Here is a 16,167-nt window from a genome sequence, read left to right on the forward strand (position 1 = left end):
CAAATTTATTGGGGTACTATTTACTTAATGACTGTCTCCATCTCAATGAGTTTTCTTTGGTCCCCAATCATAAATTTTCTTTTGATAGGCATACCACATCATCCAGAAACCCACCAAAATCATTGGTAAGCTCAGGAATTGTCCCTTACTCATCCATGCAATAAAGAGCTGACCATGATCGGGTTCGCGGAAAAATTCGACAACAAAGCGCGCCAAACCATAACCAATCAGGAATAGGGCAGACACTGCCATGCGTGGACGTGGCTTTGAACTAAACCACCACAGTACAATAAACAGGATTAGACCTTCACATAAGGCTTGATACAATTGCGATGGATGACGTACCAATTGTAAAGGATCGGTCGGGAAAATCATCCCCAAAGCAAAATTCGGATCGGTCACAGGGCGACCATATAATTCACCACCAATAAAGTTACCAATACGACCAAACATTAGACCTGTAGGTACACATGGGGCAATAAAATCCAAAGTTTGAAACCACGTCATTTTGTATTTTTTACACCAGAACAGCATGGCTAAAATCACGCCCAGAAAGCCGCCATGGAAACTCATGCCGCCTGTCCAGACTTGGAATAACCACAGCGGATTTGCCAAAAATTGTTCAAAGCCATAAAAGAAGACATAACCGACACGCCCGCCGATCACCACGCCTAAAGCGCCGTAAAAGATCAGGTCGGAAACCATGTCTGGTGTCCAGCCACGTTGTTTGGCACGGTAAGTTGCCAAACCCCATGCAAATAAAAATGCCAGTAAATACATCAAGCCATACCAATGGACTTGTAAAGGCCCGAGCGAAATAGCAACGGGGTCAATATTTGGATAGGTGAGCATTCCTGTTCCTTGTGATTCTGTTTTGCACAGATTTTAGCTGAATGTGATGAAAAATGTTGTACATTCAATGTGTAAAGATCAAGAGTTTAAATTATGTGTATTGTGGCATTGGCTTGGCAGGTCTTGACAGACACACCACTGTGTTTGATTTCAAATCGAGATGAGTTCTATCGGCGTCCGACAGCAGCACTGGCAGCATGGTCTGATAGTCCAATTGTTGCAGGGCAAGATTTAGAATCGGGCGGTACGTGGATGGGCATTACCCCATCGGGACGCTGGGCTGTGATTACCAATTATCGTGATGCGAATGATGTTCGTGAATATCCAACTTCACGTGGGCATATTATTCAGGCTTTTTTAGAATCTGAGCAAACGCCTATCCGTTTTGCGCAAGCCTTAGAAAAACAGCAATGTGAATATGCAGGTTTTAATTTATTTGTGGGTGACACCACTCAAGCGGTGTACATGAGTAACCGTGGAGAAGCGCCGCAGGTTTTAGCTAAAGGCGTTTATGTGGTGTCGAATGGATTGATGAGTGACCCTTGGGAGAAAACTGCACGCTTACGCAAACGCTTTACGCAGGAGTTTTTACCGATGCTGCAATTGCCTGATCTTGCAACGGCAGAGCTAAATGCTGCGGCGTGGGATATTTTGCAAGATGAACGCAAAGTTGCATCTGAATTGTTACCGCAAACAGGGATTTCATTGGAGATGGAAGCGTTGTTGTCATCGACTTTTATTCAAAGTCCACTTTACGGTACACGTTGTTCCAATTTTTTACGTATGCAGGCGCAGCAATTTACATGGCTGGAAAAAACACAATATGGTGAGCAAAAGGGAGATATTGTGCAGCAACAGTTGAACATTGAGGCATAAAAAATGCCGACGTGATGTCGGCATTTTTAATTTATGGATGTTATCCAGCAATTGCTTTGCCGTCTTTACGGGTGATGACAACCGTTGCTGAACGAGGACGTGCAGTTTTATTGTTCATGTCAGTTTGTGTTGCAGGCCAATGGCTGCTTGGCGCATCAAAACTCTTTGAATCTTCACCTGGGTGCTGAACGTTAATAAAGATTGCTTTGTAGTCAGGTGTCATGGTTACACCTGTAATTTCACATTCTTTTGGCCCAACAAGGAAGCGACGTAAGTTTTTATCGGTAACTTGAGCACCAGCAATTGTACTTTGATCACCAACAGTTTTTACAACACCGCCATCACCAACTTGACCAGGTAGTGCTGCTAACATCATACAGTTTGTAACATCTGTATATGCGCCATCATCTGTTTGAATCCAAAGAACACCACGTGGGTCAAACCACATACCATCTGGACTTGAGAAGTCGTTTGCATCGCTTAAATTAGAAAGGTTAATTGTCGGATCCATACTTGCTTCAGCACCAAATAGATAGATATCCCATTCAAATGGTGTTGCTGCAGTATTCTCTTCTTTAAAGCGGATAATATGACCATTGACGTTACCTTTACCACCTTCAGGATCGGTGTAGTTACGTGGGTTTGCAGGATCTGTTGCATAGCTTGAACCACGGTTCGAGTTATTGGTTAAAGTCACGTACACTTCACCATTTTCAGGGTTTACAGCAACCCATTCTGGACGATCCATTTTTGTAGCTCCTACAGCATCTGCTGCAAGACGAGCAAAAGTAAGGACATCCGCTTGTGAGCTAAATGGGTAAATAGCGTTTGTTTCGGTTAAGCCATTTTTACCATAAGCCAGTTCAACCCACTCTCCTGTGCCTGATGCATTAAATTTAGCGACATAGAATTTCCCTGAATTCATATATTTGTCGCCAGCTCGATAGCCACCATTCACATCTTTAGGATCCCATGTTGCATCTGATACAAATTTGTAGATGTACTCACCGCGCGAGTCATCGCCCATATAGAATGCAAATTTTTGCCCTTCAATTGCGCGGCTGGCGCGACAGTCTTCGTGAGCAAAACGACCTAATGCAGTACGTTTTACTGGGTTTGAGCGGCTATCGAATGGATCAATTTCTACAATCCAGCCAAATGTATTTGGCGCATTACGATAGTCTTGAGTTGCAGACTCTTTGGTTACGTTAGCAGCCCAACGATCATACATGTCTTGAGATTCAAAACCAGCTTCTGCTGTTTCCCAACCATAGCGTGAAGATTTATTCAAATACACGATGCGATCTTGCTCATCGCGTTCTGGAATTTTTTTACCATCAGCATCTAAAATATAAATGATGTTGTTTTTCGCATCACGTTTAACACTACCGTCTGCATTTTTTTCAGTTTGATAAGAGATCTCTAAGCCTAAGCCATAGCGTTTAAGTGCTATTTTTTCAGCTTCACTACGGGCTGAGTATTGGTCTGTACCTGAGCGTTGGAAATAACCAATAAAATTTTCTTCAGCAGTTAAATAAGTGCCCCATGGTGTATAACCATTACCACAGTTATTTTGTGTGCCTCGAGTTTGACGACCAGCGGGAGAGAATGCTGTGTGCAGTAATGGAGAACCAGCTACAGGCCCTGCAAAATCCATGACAGTCGAAGCTGTAATACGACGGTTAAATGGTGATGACTTCACAATCTCTACAGCTTGAGTTTCAGCATTTTTCTTAATATGAACGACTGAAACACCGTGTGCATTTACTTCACGAATCACTTCATCTTCTGGGCGACGTCCATCCTTTTTAGTTGCGCCTTTTGGATGTAAGAAGGTTTGGTTGATATATTCGTGGTTCAAAACCAATAAGCCATGATCTGATGCATTTTCATCATAACGACCAGTTTTAGTACTTAAGCCAAAATAGCTCATGCCATCGTGACAGTCACCAGAGCGGAATTGGAAACTTGGGCCAGATGGAACATCTGCATCTGCATTCCAATTGCTATAAGAAGGATTGATTGAGTCACCTAAAGCATATAATACAGTTGCTTGGTAACCTTCAGGAACAGTAACAATATCATTTAAATTTTTATCTACAGCTTTAAATGTTAATGTTTCAGGCTTGGTATTGGGTTCTTCTTTACTTGTTGGTGGTGTTACATTTGTATCTTCATCATCATCACTACATGCAGATAAAGAAGAAGCTAAAGCTAAAGCTGCTGCACCGCTTGCAGTTTTTTTAATTAAACTGCGACGGCTCATGCGTTGTTCTAGAATGTCACGAAAGTGCGTATTGTCTGAAGTGTTATTATCTAACTCTTGATCTTCATTGTAAGGCATAAAATCAGTCATTTTTTTTCCTAGCAAATTGCTTAGTCGTTTGAAAGTTATATGTAAATTAGTGGCTAAACATGACATGCGGGTTAAGCTTATGTGTCAAACTGATTAAATCCGTTCAGTTGTGATCTACACGCACAAAAAAAGAAGCAACCATGTACTTCTTTTTAAAATTCAATATTATAGATTAGCTGTGACTGACTCGGCGCTTCTCAATTAATTTGCCAAAAAACAAACCAATTTCAAACAGCATCCACATCGGAATGGCAAGCATGATCATCGATAAAGCGTCTGGCGGTGTGACAAACATGGCCACAAAAAAACAGCCAACAATAATAAAGCGACGTTTTTCAACCAAAGTTTGCGTAGACACGACACCAATCATAATCAGCAAAAGTGTGACAATTGGAATCTCAAAGGTAAAACCAAAAACCAAAAACAGCTTTAAACAAAACGTAAGATAGCTATTAATGTCGGTCATCGGGGCGACTGTTTCAGGGGAAACGCTAATGAAAAAGTGCAGAATGGATGGCAAGGCGACAAAGTAAGCAAAGCTAATTCCGATATAGAACAAGCAAATACTGCCGATCAGCAAAGGCAGCGCCAAACTTTTTTCTTTTTCATATAACGCTGGTTTTACGAATGCCCAAATCTGATACAAAATAAATGGCATCGCAATGAACAGCGCGACAAAAAAGTTTAGTTTAAACGGCGCCATAAAGGTTGCGGTAACATCAGTCGCAATCATGGTTGATGTATGTGGCAACTGTGCACGTAATGGTTCCGACAATACTTGATAAGTTTTATTGGCAAAGGGCAATAAACAGAAGAATAAGGCAAGAATAAGCCCTACAATTTTAAAAAGATGATTACGCAGCACCATCAAGTGCTTGGTAATTGGCATTTCTTCTAATGCGGCTTGCTCTGCCTTCACAGGCAAATGTGAAAGCTCAGAAGCGTTTGATTGGCTCATACTGCAACCTTCATTTCAGTATAGGGCGCTGTAGTATGTTGTAGCGCAGATAAATTTGAATGTGATGTCATTTTAGTTTTAGGGAGTAACACCGCAGAGGTTTTTTCAGTATTTAAAACCAAGGTGTAATGATGCTGTTGTAAGGTATTTTTTGATACGGCATGCGGGGAATGTGTGCTTTTTGCAATTATATCTTCAAATATTTTTTCTTGCTGCATTTCATGCATTTGTGCTTGCATCTTTGCTTCAAGTTCCTGAATACGCGCCATTTCTTGCTGCATTTGCTCGCGTAATTCAGATAAACGCAATTCGCGGTCAATGTCATTTTGAACATTACTGACCATACGTTTAATTTTAGCGTACCACTTGCCGACAAAACGCGCTGCTTCAGGGAGTTTTTCAGGACCCAGCACCAATAATGCAATGATGCCGAAAATCAGCAGTTCCGTCATTCCAATATTGAGCATAATCTCAAACCCTCAGCCTTAATGCTTTACAGTCGAATTTACATCACTGCTATTGGCTTGATGTTCAATCGTACGAGGTTCTTTCAGTTGCGCCGCTTCTGCCTCATCATCTTTTATTGATTTTTTAAAATCTTTGACCGCGCCACCTACATCTTTACCTAAGTTTTTAAGCTTAGATGTACCAAATAATAAAATGACCACAATTGCAAAAATCAGCACGTGCCAAATAGATAATCCTGCCATGATTTAGACCTCTCAATAGTTGAGCCTATCTCAACAGGTCTGTATGACAATGCGGTGACGAATGTGTTGCGATTTGACGACAAGGGATGTTTGACCTGATTTGTAAAGCTTGAAAATAAAACAGCCCGTGTTTGAAAACGGGCTGTAAGATCAATCACATCTGTTAAATCTAAGCTTGTAAACTTGCTTTAAACAGTTGCATCGCCTGACCACGGTGACTGATTTTATTCTTTTCTGCTTTCGACATTTCTGCGCTCGACACTCCCAATTCAGGCAACCAAAAGAGCGGGTCATAGCCAAAACCATTTTCACCACGAGCTTCTGCTAAAATCTCGCCTTTCCAAATACCTTGGAAAATTTGTGGTAATGGATCATCGGCATGTTCAACCAAAGCCAAAACACAAACAAACATACCTTCAATTGCTGCGCCGTCTTGACGTAGTGGTTTGAGTTTATTCAAAAGTTTTTCATTGTTGGCTGCATCATTGCCATGTTCGCCTGCAAAACGTGCAGAATAAATCCCCGGTGCGCCGCCTAAAATAGGCACACATAAACCAGAGTCATCTGCAATGGCAGGCTTTCCTGAAATTTTTGCGGCATGGCGTGCTTTTAAAATGGCATTTTCAACAAAGCTCAAACCATCTTCAACAGCATCTTCAATATTTAGTTGACCTTGCGGAATCACTTGCACAGGCAAGTCTAATTGCGCAAACAGGGTTTCAAATTCTGCAATTTTTCCCTTGTTATTGCTTGCTAAAACCAAAGTACCTTGAGCACGCCAATCAGTTGCAGCCATAATTCAGATCTTAATTCAAAATAATCTTGAATATTTTAACGGATTTTGCAGACTTAAAAGTTTAATCTTAGATAGATTTGTTTTAATACATACCAATTATGCTGAGATATAAAAAAATAGGGGAATCATGATGAGCAAAATTTCAGAGATCTACCGTTATTCGAGTCAGCACCGTACATTATTGCAGCAAAGTGAGCGTTCTGGCTGTTTTTACTGTCTGGAAACTTTTGCTTATAGCGAAATTGAAGATTGGTGTGATGATGAGCAAACCGCAATTTGTCCGCATTGTGGTATAGATGCGGTATTAGGTTCTGCTGCAGTAGAAGAATTCAGTCCTGAACTGCTACAGGCCATGCAGGCAGTTTATTTCGGATAAAACAAAAAGCACCCGAAGGTGCTTTGAGATCACTTCAAACGTAGTTAAATTTATTGCGCTTGAATCCATTGGTCTGCGCGGTCACGTGCTTGACGAATTTGTTCTTGAGTTAAGTTAGCTGCCAAAGCGGTTTTCTTACCTTCAGACAAAGAAATTACTTTATTGTCGAGCATGCCATCACGGGTAGATAACTCATACCACTGATACGCGCCCATATAGTTTTTCTTTTGTTCTTCCATCATGGCAAGGTTAAAGCTGGCACGGTTATCACCACGGCTAGCCGCCTTTTCAAAATATTGACGTGCTAAGACTTCGTCTTTTTTCGTGCCAATACCATCCGCCAACATACGACCTACATTTAATTGCGCAGCCGATAAACCTTGATCTGCCGCAGCTTTGTACCAAGCAAACGCTTGACGGTTGTCTTGTTGAACGTCTTTACCTTGTTGATATTTTGTCGCTAAGTAAAATTGTGCGCCTGCCTGACCTGCTTTGGCTGCTTTAATCAAGCCGTTAATATCCATGGTTGAATATCGAGCCGCTTGGCTCGCTACAGAAGATGACGGTGAAACATAATCTGCATGGGCTTGAATGCTCAACAGTCCAACCAATAGCGTGGTGCTTAATAATAGTTTTTTCATAGAGCGCTCACTCGATAAATTGCGACTTCACCAAACAAATTAGGCAGATGCTTACTGAGTAAACTATCTTGTTGATTCCCATTCACGGCAAGTCGGTTAATGATGCGAATATTATTTTCAGCACAAAGTGCCTCAAAATCACGAAACGTACATAAATGAATATTTGGGGTGTTGTACCACATATAAGGTAATGCATCTGAAACAGGCATTTTTCCTTTTAAGGCAAGAAAAGAACGAGTCTTCCAATGCGCAAAGTTTGGAAAGGTAATAATCGCCTGTTTACCCACACGTACCATATCTCTTAATAATACGTCAGGTGCATCTACTGCTTGCAAGGCTTGTGCCATGACTACATAGTCAAAAGACTGGTCGGCAAAACGGCTAAGCCCCAAATTCAAGTCTTGTTGGATGATATTTAACCCGCGACTGATCGCAATTGCAATCTTTTCTTGATCAATTTCTAATCCGTATGCACGAATATTATGCTGTTTGCTCATGTGTGCCAACAGTTCACCATCGCCACAACCCAAATCCAGTACTTTAGAATTGGGTTTAATCCACTTTTCGGCAAGTTGCTGATCAAGACGCATTACACGGCCTCCTGTGGGGTTGCTTGAAGATGTTCTGTTCCGCCCAAGAATGCACGCATGGCTTTCACGTACAGTGGAATTGGGAACAAGAACGAGTCGTGTCCTTGTTCGGCATCAATATCTAAATAGCTGACAGGTTTATGATTGCTAATTAGCGCATCCACAATTTCCTGCGAACGCTCAGGGCTAAAGCGCCAGTCGGTGGTAAATGACACCACTAAAAACTTGCATTTTGTATTCGCCATGGCTTTTTGTAAGGATTGCTCGTATTCACGTGCAGGATCAAAATAATCCAGTGCCTTGGTCATAATTAAATAGGTATTGGCATCAAAATTACGGCTAAATTGTTCGCCCTGATAGCGTAAATAGCTTTCGACCTGAAATTCGACATCAAAACCATACATAAACTTGCCAGATTTTAAGTCACGACCAAATTTCTGTTTCATGGCTTCTTCAGACAAATAGGTGATGTGTCCGACCATGCGTGCCAAAATCAATCCACGTTTTGGATAGCTGTCATGTTCCAAATAACGCCCATGATGAAAATCTGGGTCAGATAAAATGGACTGACGTGCGACTTCGTTAAAGGCAATATTTTGTGCAGACAGTTTTGGTGCACTGGCAATAATCACGCATTTTTTCAGACGGTCAGGATAATCTACCGACCACTGCAAGGCCTGCATACCACCCAAAGAGCCGCCAATAATCGAATACCAGACCTCAATGCCTAAACGATCAGACAGCATGGCTTGGGTTTTTACCCAATCTCGCACCGTAACTAACGGGAAGTCTGGGCCATAAGGACGGTTGTCATTTTCAGGGTTAGGCGATGTGGGGCCAGTAGAACCATTACAGCCGCCAATATTGTTTAGCGCCACCACAAAGAAACGACTGGTATCAATGGCTTTTCCAGGGCCAATACAGGCATCCCACCAACCTGCTTTTTTATCATCGGCATGATGATAACCCGCAGCATGGTGATGCCCTGATAGTGCATGACAGATCAGAATCGCATTGGATTTATCGGCATTTAGCGTGCCATAAGTTTCGACCATGAGTTCAAAGCGGGGCAGAACACGACCGCATTCGAGTTCTAAAGGTTCTTCAAATTGGAATTTTTCTGGAACAACAATACCTACTGAGTCAGCTGGAAAAGACACGGGAATAATTCGCCTTAAATCCTGAGGATGAATAAATAAAAGGATACCACTTGGGGTATCCTTTTCAAAATGCTTTTACACGTTACCGCAAGATTACACTGCCGCTGCAACCACTTGATCTGTGCTTAACACATCTTGTTCAATCAAGCGGTTGGTACAGGCAATAATCGCATCAATAGATGAGGTCACGATGTTGTCATGTACCCCTGCACCAAAGGCAGATTTACCTGTGCCTTTGACTTGCAACTCAATTAATGCCAACGCTTTTGCGTGTGCGCCTGAGCTAATGCTACGTTCTTCATAGTTCAAGACATCAATTGGCAATTGAAGTGCATTCAAAATTGCTGAAATTGGGCCATTGCCTTCGCCGCGTAAGCGTTGTGTTTCGCCGTTCACGACCACATCTAACTCAATGACTTGATTGCCATTTTCATCAGACAATTTGTAGTTTTGCGTCGCATAGTGCGCATCTTTTACTGCAACGTAAGTGTCTTTAAACAAGTTCCAGATTTCACTTGCGCTAATTTCTGTGCCTTGCTCATCGGTACGTTGTTGCACAATTTGCGAGAATTCGATTTGTAAACGACGTGGTAAAGTCACGTTGTAGTTCGATTCTAACAAGTAAGCTATCCCGCCTTTACCCGATTGTGAGTTGACACGAATCACCGCATCATAGTCACGACCTAAGTCTTTCGGGTCGATTGGCAAGTAAGGCATATCCCAAATTTCTTCGTTTTTCTGGAATTCAAAACCTTTCTTAATCGCATCTTGGTGTGAACCAGAGAATGCAGTAAACACCAAATCACCTGCATACGGATGACGTGGATGCACTGGCAAACCTGTGCATTCTTCAACTGTGGCAATAATTTCGTTGATGTTCGAGAAATCCAATTCTGGTGCAACACCTTGGGTGTACATGTTCAAGGCAATTGCAGCAACGTCTACGTTACCGGTACGTTCACCATTACCAAATACACAGCCTTCTACACGGTCTGCACCTGCCATGATTGCCAATTCAGATGCGGCAATACCACAACCACGGTCATTGTGACAGTGTACTGAAATGATCACGCCATCACGACGCGCAATGTTGCGGTGCATCCATTCCACTTGGTCGGCATACACGTTTGGTGTAGACACTTCTACCGTTGCAGGCAAGTTTAAAATTACTTTATTGGTTGGCGATGCTTCCCAAATTTCAGTCACGGCATCACAAACATCTTTAGCCACTTCCAACTCAGTTGCAGTAAAACATTCTGGGCTGTACTGGAATACCCATTCTGTTTCAGGTTGCTTCGCTGCGTATTCTTTTACTTTGCTTGCTGCATTGATTGCCAATTGTTTGGCACCTTCAACATCAACATTCAAGACTTTGTTACGGAAGGTTGGTGAGTTGGCATTATAAATATGCACAATCGCACGTTTAGCACCTTGTAAAGATTCAAAAGTACGTTGAATTAAGTGGTCACGCGCCTGTACCAAGACTTCAATATACACGTCATCTGGAATATGACCTTCTTCAATCAATTTACGGGTGAAATCGAAGTCAACTTGAGATGCCGATGGGAAACCAATTTCGATGTGTTTAAAACCAATTTTCACAAGCATTTGGAACATTTTGAATTTTTGTTCGATGTTCATTGGCTCAAAGATCGCTTGGTTACCGTCACGTAGGTCGGTACTCATCCAAATTGGCGCTTTGGTAATTTCGTTATTCGGCCATTGGCGGTCTGGTAAATCGACACGCTGGTACATACGACGGTATTTTTTGCTTGGATCTGCCAACATCATGTGAAAACTCCTTGAATAGTAGCGGTTGCATCGCGTGGATAACGGCAACTTACTATAAATATAGATTGTGTCTATTCTATCAATTTACAAGCTGTTTTCAGGAGGCTATCGCTAAAAGTAGAATCATGGCACTTGTAAACCAATATCTGTATGTTAATCGATCTGCAAGGGTAATAATTCCCTGTTTTTTACAGATACGGCATGTGTTGTGAAATATTTTTCTGATATTAGCTATTTTGGTGATAAATATAGCTGCTGTTGATTTGTTTGATGCAGCTTGTTCCCATAAGTGCCATTGTGACTTCAAATTCTTCCTTTAACAGTTTAATGCTATGCGCTGCCCCTAGCGCGCCTGCAACTGCCAAGCCATAAATATATGGACGACCGACCAAAACCGCACTTGCTCCCAAGGCCAGTGCTTTAAAAATATCTGTGCCACGACGAATCCCACTGTCTAATAAAATTGGGAAATCGTGCGATAAAATTTTTCGCATCGTGCCTAAAATTTGAATTGGGCTGACCGCGGTATCTAAAATTCGGCCACCATGATTAGACACAATAATACCGTGTGCTCCGTACTGATATGCCTGCTGCGCATCGGCAGGATGTAAAATACCTTTGAGTAAAATAGGCAGTGGACTGTGTTGTAGCAACCAAGCAATATCTTCCCATGTGGCAGCCTGCTGCATCAATCCATCAAAAAGAGGGTGCTGATTTTCCTTAAGCGGAGTGGTATTTACAGATGATTGATATACCGCCCGAATATGTGCAGGCAATTGAAAAGCAGCGCGACGTTCCCGATCTCGAATGCCCATGTGCGGTGCATCAACCGTGAGTACAATGGCTTGATAGGCATAGTGTTGCGCTTGAAAAATCAAATCCAAAGCAGCTTTACGACTGCCTTGCCAATACAGTTGAAACCATTTTGCCGCGCCCGAAACCTGATTCAGTGTGCTCATTGAAGTGGTACTTAAATGACTGAGAATCATGGGGGCTTGTAGGGCGGCTGCCGCTTGCGCTGTAGCAATTTCCCCCTGTGGATGAAACAGTTGTTGGTAAGCCACGGGTGCTAAAAAAATTGGGTGTGGATACTGTTCGCCCAAGAGCTGAATTTGCGTATTTGCCCCTGCAAAAGTATTTAAATGACGGGGCAATAATTGAATATCGGCAAACGCACGTAAATTGTTGTTCAGACTATATTCATCGCCTGCAGCGCCTTCTAAATTGGCCCAAGTGGCTGCATCTAAATGTAATTGCGCCTGTTTTTGATAGTCGGCAATGGTGTGTAAATGTGGCGGGATGTGATTCAAAGCTGCCAATGGCGTGGTATTCATAACTGACTCCATTGACGAATCAGATTGTGATAATGTGCGGTTAGTGCCAATACTTCTGCTGTATCTCCAAGTTGTTGACGCAATTGCAAAATAGTCATATCTAAATTGAACAACATACTGCGTTGCCAGTCATCTTTGACCATACTTTGACACCATGTAAATGCTGCAATTCTTTGACCTGCGGTGACAGGTTCGACTCTATGTAAACTGGTGGCAGGGTATACGATGGCATCGCCTGCATTGAGTTTAACCGCATGGCTACCGTAACTATCTTCAATGATCAGTTCACCGCCCTGATATTCTTCAGGCTCACTTAAAAATAGGGTCATGGATACATCGGTGCGAATCGGGCGTCGTACTTGTGCACAATATTGCACGGCATTATCGACATGATTGCCATAAGTTCCTGTGTTTTGATAACAATTGAACATGGGTTGCAGAATGTGCAGCGGCAAGGCAAAGGACTGCAATAAAGCCTGTTGTTTTAGTGCACTGAGGATGTCTTGTGACAGAGTTACATAGCTCGGATGCTGCAGGTCAAATTGTAAATTCTGTTTAATTTTCTGTGCTTGTGCGCCTGCACTGAATTGACCATTTTGCCATGCAGCTGCAGTGTCCAATTCAGCGCGAATCTGTTGGACTTGCACTTTGCTAAGAACTTCTGGAATGTGAAGCATCATATCGATTCTTCCTGAAAAAGTTTTAATTCAAACAGCCGAATATTCGACAGCGTTGTTCAACATGCAAAGTTCGAGCGATAGACAGTATGCAAAATGATCTATCCCTCGAACCCATATCTGCAGCCTGTTTGTAGAGGAACACAGATTAGCTGCAACAACTTAGAACTTGTAATTCAAACTGAGTGCTGCTGAGCGCGGCTGTCCAAGTACAACGCGACCACCACCATTGTTTAGCGTGCTGATGTATTCTTTATCGGCAAGGTTATAAAGGTTTAAATTTAACGAGGCATTTTTGTTGAAGTTGTAGCCTGCCAATGCATCAAACACGACATAGCCTGGAATATTTGGCATGTTGGCTGGTGCGTTGCTGTCAGTCACAACACGTTTTTGTTCATCGACATAACGCGCGCCCAAACCTAATTTAAAGCCCGCCCAGTCGTAGGTTGACCATAAACTTGCAGTCCATTCAGGCGACCAACGTTCCGATAAGGTTGTGGCACTCGTTGAACGTTGATTGAGTTGTTTCACTTTCATGTGCGCAACGCCTGCAGACAAATTCCAGTTTTCGGTCATTTGACCAACGGCACTCAACTCAATGCCATCGACCCGTTTTTTACCCTCTTGTACAGCAAGCTGAGAAATTGGATCTATAGTCGATTGATTTTCATTTTCTGTACGATACGCTGCAGCAGCCAAAGCCAGCTTGCCTTGTAGTAACTCCCATTTGCTGCCTACTTCATAATGATGGGTTTCTTGAGGCTTGGCATTGATTGCGTCATTGCCCGATTCAGACAGGCTAAAGTTGGCGCTGCCGGGCGGAGTCAGCGATTTTGCATACGCAGCGTAAATGCTGCTATTTAACGTAGGCTTATACACAGCGCCAAGTTTCCAACTGAACAGCGTATCGTGGGTGCTCAGATCTGTGGCCACCAAAGCATTTCCCCCACGTGGCAGAGTAAGCCCTTGATAATCTGTTTCATAATAATCGACCCGTACGCCACCATTCAGTTGAAAACGCTCCCCAAATTTTAGAGTATCAAATAAATATGCGGCTGCCGTTTGGGTTTCACCATCGGTATAACCGCCATTATAAATAAGCGCTGGCATGGCTTGATTGCGGTCTGGGTGATAAAGATTGGCCCACGGTGTATCGGCAGTGGCTTCGCCAGGCATCTGGGTTGCCATGAGTTTGCTAGATTGCTGTTCTTTTAAAAACTCCATGCCTGCAACAACATCATGCTGTACTGCCCCCGTTTTGACACTCCAGTTTAAAGTGCTTTGATTGGCCAGAATTTTATTTTCTTGATCGACGCCTTGGCGGGAGCGGTTCACTTCCCATTCGGCAGGGTTTGATGAACCATTGGTTCGAAGACCATTTGCACCTGTATTGATGCCTGTTAAAACCCGATTCATGTGGGTTTTCGCTACACGGGTGATATTGGTCAGTTTGAGTTGATCGGTTAAATCACTTTCAATTTTTGCGGTGAACATATCAGCATCGACATCTTCATAGTCATTGACATGACCATAAAAATTCTCCCGATTAACTTTAGGCGCAGTGGCTAACAGTGAATCGGTATTGTAAAAGCCTTGCATGCCCACAGTTGGAATGCCACCATCTGGAATATTGCGTTGTCTGATGTGTTGAGAATATAAATAAAGGCGTGTGGCAGTGTTTAATCCAAAGGCAATAGAAGGGGCGATGGCATAACTATTGTTTTCAATATAGTCACGTCCTTCTATGCCGCCTTCTTGCCCCATTACATTTAGACGAAATGCGGTATTTGGATTGATGGCCTGGTTAATATCTGCAGAAAGTCTTGTATGTTGTGCTGTGTTGTAAGTTGCAGAAATTTCCTGACTGCTTTCACTTTGCGGTAATTTGCTGACTAAATTGATATAACCCGATGCTGCACCACGACCCGCTTCTGAACCCGATGGGCCTTTGACAACTTCAATTTGATCAATGTTAAATACATCACGGCTGATTGTGTTAGCGGCAATGTAAAAATGACCCCCCAACAGCATTTGAAAATTGACCCCCTTGGTTAATATAGTGGTCTTTTTGGACTGCTCAACATGTTAACTTTGGAGCAAGCAGTGACAATCCAAATACTTCATCAACAAGGTCAATCTATTAAGGCAATTAGCCGCGAACTCGGTATTTCTAGAAATACTGTGCGTAAATATTTACGATCTCAAGTAACACCTAAATATCAACGAACACAATCTAAAGTGAGTATTCTTGAGCCTTATAAACCGTATTTAATCAAACGTGTAAATGCCGCCGATCCAGAATGGATACCGGCTGCAGTGTTGTATCAAGAAATCTTGCAAAAAGGCTACACGGGGAAAATCAGAACACTACAAAATTATCTCAATACATTAAAGCCAACTAAACAACCAGAGCCGATTAAGCGATTTGAGACTCAACCAGGTCAACAAATGCAGGTTGATTTCACAATAATTCGACGTCATCACACCACATTAAAAGCATTTGTTGCAACTTTGGGATACTCTAGAGCAACCTTTGTTAAGTTTTATGATCATGAACGTTCTGATGCATGGATTGATGGCTTAGAAAGTGCTTTTCAGTTCTTTGGTGGTGTTCCTAAAGATGTATTATTTGATAATGCTAAGGCCATTATCATTGAACGTGATGCTTATCAAGATGGTCAACATCGCTGGAATGCTAAATTACTTGATTGTGCTAAGAAATATAACTTCCGACCACGTGTTTGTAAGCCATATCGTGCGCAAACAAAAGGTAAAGTGGAACGCTTTAATAGTTATTTGAAATCAAGTTTTATCGTGCCATTAAAAGCAAGTTTAAAGATGGTTGACCTTAGCTTAGATGTTGATATGGCAAATGCCTATATTGGTCGATGGCTTAGTGAAACAGCAAATCAACGCATTCATGCAACAACTAAAGAAAAACCAAGTACTCGTTTGCTTGAAGAACAAGAATATTTTTCTTCATTACCTTTATTTAATGATGGTTCTAAAAAATCTGTAATTGATGATGTTAGCCCATCATCACTCATACC

Annotated in this window: 16 protein-coding genes; 3 read left to right on the forward strand and 13 right to left on the reverse strand. The window is 42.2% G+C overall.

The window, feature by feature from the left end:
* Positions 1-42: 42 nt before the first annotated feature.
* Positions 43-852 carry a prolipoprotein diacylglyceryl transferase gene (gene lgt, locus F947_RS09165; RefSeq protein WP_004974803.1) on the reverse strand — a complete coding sequence of 270 codons (810 nt, stop codon included), beginning with the start codon at positions 850-852 and terminating at the stop codon, positions 43-45.
* Between the two features lie 93 nt (positions 853-945).
* Between lgt and F947_RS09170 the strand changes: the two genes are divergently transcribed.
* Complete coding sequence (locus F947_RS09170) at positions 946-1,728, forward strand: NRDE family protein (RefSeq protein WP_004974805.1); 783 nt, start codon at positions 946-948, stop codon at positions 1,726-1,728.
* Positions 1,729-1,768: 40 nt separating this feature from the next.
* Here the strand turns inward: F947_RS09170 and F947_RS09175 are convergent, their stop codons facing one another.
* The 5 genes from F947_RS09175 to rdgB all read right to left on the reverse strand — a co-directional run bounded on the left by F947_RS09175 (position 1,769) and on the right by rdgB (position 6,548).
* On the reverse strand, positions 1,769-4,084 hold the full coding sequence (locus tag F947_RS09175; protein WP_004974809.1) for a PhoX family protein: 2,316 nt from the start codon (positions 4,082-4,084) through the stop codon (positions 1,769-1,771).
* Between the two features lie 172 nt (positions 4,085-4,256).
* Entirely contained in the window at positions 4,257-5,042 is a 786-nt protein-coding gene (gene tatC / locus F947_RS09180) for a twin-arginine translocase subunit TatC (RefSeq protein WP_004974811.1), read from the reverse strand.
* A complete protein-coding gene (tatB, locus tag F947_RS09185) occupies positions 5,039-5,509 on the reverse strand; it encodes a Sec-independent protein translocase protein TatB (RefSeq protein WP_004974813.1) in 471 nt (156 codons plus the stop codon). The genes tatC and tatB overlap by 4 nt, the downstream gene beginning before the upstream one ends.
* A gap of 18 nt (positions 5,510-5,527) precedes the next feature.
* Positions 5,528-5,752: a Sec-independent protein translocase subunit TatA gene (tatA, locus tag F947_RS09190; protein WP_004974820.1), complete on the reverse strand. Its 225-nt coding sequence runs from the start codon at positions 5,750-5,752 to the stop codon at positions 5,528-5,530.
* A 169-nt stretch (positions 5,753-5,921) separates the two neighbouring features.
* The gene (rdgB, locus tag F947_RS09195) at positions 5,922-6,548 is read right to left on the reverse strand and encodes an RdgB/HAM1 family non-canonical purine NTP pyrophosphatase (protein ID WP_004974822.1); all 627 of its coding nucleotides are present in this window, start codon (positions 6,546-6,548) and stop codon (positions 5,922-5,924) included.
* 130 nt (positions 6,549-6,678) lie between these two features.
* On the opposite strand from rdgB, the gene F947_RS09200 reads away from it, so the two are divergent.
* Positions 6,679-6,924 carry a cytoplasmic protein gene (locus F947_RS09200; RefSeq protein WP_225530414.1) on the forward strand — a complete coding sequence of 82 codons (246 nt, stop codon included), beginning with the start codon at positions 6,679-6,681 and terminating at the stop codon, positions 6,922-6,924.
* A gap of 50 nt (positions 6,925-6,974) precedes the next feature.
* Here F947_RS09200 and F947_RS09205 read toward each other — a convergent pair whose 3' ends face one another.
* The 7 genes from F947_RS09205 to F947_RS09235 all read right to left on the reverse strand — a co-directional run bounded on the left by F947_RS09205 (position 6,975) and on the right by F947_RS09235 (position 15,148).
* Positions 6,975-7,565 carry a tetratricopeptide repeat protein gene (locus F947_RS09205; RefSeq protein WP_004974831.1) on the reverse strand — a complete coding sequence of 197 codons (591 nt, stop codon included), beginning with the start codon at positions 7,563-7,565 and terminating at the stop codon, positions 6,975-6,977.
* Entirely contained in the window at positions 7,562-8,155 is a 594-nt protein-coding gene (gene metW / locus F947_RS09210) for a methionine biosynthesis protein MetW (RefSeq protein ID WP_004974832.1), read from the reverse strand. The genes F947_RS09205 and metW overlap by 4 nt, the downstream gene beginning before the upstream one ends.
* A complete protein-coding gene (gene metX, locus F947_RS09215; RefSeq protein WP_004974835.1) occupies positions 8,155-9,315 on the reverse strand; it encodes a homoserine O-succinyltransferase MetX in 1,161 nt (386 codons plus the stop codon). The genes metW and metX overlap by 1 nt, the downstream gene beginning before the upstream one ends.
* Positions 9,316-9,408: 93 nt before the next feature.
* Entirely contained in the window at positions 9,409-11,106 is a 1,698-nt protein-coding gene (gene leuA / locus F947_RS09220) for a 2-isopropylmalate synthase (protein WP_004974837.1), read from the reverse strand.
* Between the two features lie 227 nt (positions 11,107-11,333).
* Positions 11,334-12,440 carry an alpha-hydroxy acid oxidase gene (locus F947_RS09225; protein ID WP_004974839.1) on the reverse strand — a complete coding sequence of 369 codons (1,107 nt, stop codon included), beginning with the start codon at positions 12,438-12,440 and terminating at the stop codon, positions 11,334-11,336.
* A complete protein-coding gene (locus tag F947_RS09230; protein WP_004974842.1) occupies positions 12,437-13,120 on the reverse strand; it encodes a Fe2+-dependent dioxygenase in 684 nt (227 codons plus the stop codon). Before F947_RS09230 ends, F947_RS09225 begins: the two co-directional genes overlap by 4 nt.
* Positions 13,121-13,279: 159 nt before the next feature.
* Entirely contained in the window at positions 13,280-15,148 is a 1,869-nt protein-coding gene (locus tag F947_RS09235; protein WP_004974843.1) for a TonB-dependent receptor domain-containing protein, read from the reverse strand.
* Positions 15,149-15,199: 51 nt separating this feature from the next.
* On the opposite strand from F947_RS09235, the gene istA reads away from it, so the two are divergent.
* On the forward strand, positions 15,200-16,167 hold a 968-nt coding region (gene istA, locus F947_RS09240; protein ID WP_004974845.1), incomplete at its 3' end, for an IS21-like element ISEc57 family transposase.

This window comes from Acinetobacter towneri DSM 14962 = CIP 107472 (genome assembly GCF_000368785.1).
GTDB lineage: Bacteria > Pseudomonadota > Gammaproteobacteria > Pseudomonadales > Moraxellaceae > Acinetobacter > Acinetobacter towneri.

Coding starts and splice junctions, on each gene's coding strand:
- lgt (WP_004974803.1), bottom strand. CDS start 852: ATGCTCACCTATCCAAATATTGACCCCGTTGCTATTTCGCTCGGGCCT.
- F947_RS09170 (WP_004974805.1), top strand. CDS start 946: ATGTGTATTGTGGCATTGGCTTGGCAGGTCTTGACAGACACACCACTG.
- F947_RS09175 (WP_004974809.1), bottom strand. CDS start 4,084: ATGACTGATTTTATGCCTTACAATGAAGATCAAGAGTTAGATAATAAC.
- tatC (WP_004974811.1), bottom strand. CDS start 5,042: ATGAGCCAATCAAACGCTTCTGAGCTTTCACATTTGCCTGTGAAGGCA.
- tatB (WP_004974813.1), bottom strand. CDS start 5,509: ATGCTCAATATTGGAATGACGGAACTGCTGATTTTCGGCATCATTGCA.
- tatA (WP_004974820.1), bottom strand. CDS start 5,752: ATGGCAGGATTATCTATTTGGCACGTGCTGATTTTTGCAATTGTGGTC.
- rdgB (WP_004974822.1), bottom strand. CDS start 6,548: ATGGCTGCAACTGATTGGCGTGCTCAAGGTACTTTGGTTTTAGCAAGC.
- F947_RS09200 (WP_225530414.1), top strand. CDS start 6,679: ATGAGCAAAATTTCAGAGATCTACCGTTATTCGAGTCAGCACCGTACA.
- F947_RS09205 (WP_004974831.1), bottom strand. CDS start 7,565: ATGAAAAAACTATTATTAAGCACCACGCTATTGGTTGGACTGTTGAGC.
- metW (WP_004974832.1), bottom strand. CDS start 8,155: ATGCGTCTTGATCAGCAACTTGCCGAAAAGTGGATTAAACCCAATTCT.
- leuA (WP_004974837.1), bottom strand. CDS start 11,106: ATGATGTTGGCAGATCCAAGCAAAAAATACCGTCGTATGTACCAGCGT.
- F947_RS09225 (WP_004974839.1), bottom strand. CDS start 12,440: ATGAATACCACGCCATTGGCAGCTTTGAATCACATCCCGCCACATTTA.
- F947_RS09230 (WP_004974842.1), bottom strand. CDS start 13,120: ATGATGCTTCACATTCCAGAAGTTCTTAGCAAAGTGCAAGTCCAACAG.
- F947_RS09235 (WP_004974843.1), bottom strand. CDS start 15,148: ATGCTGTTGGGGGGTCATTTTTACATTGCCGCTAACACAATCAGCCGT.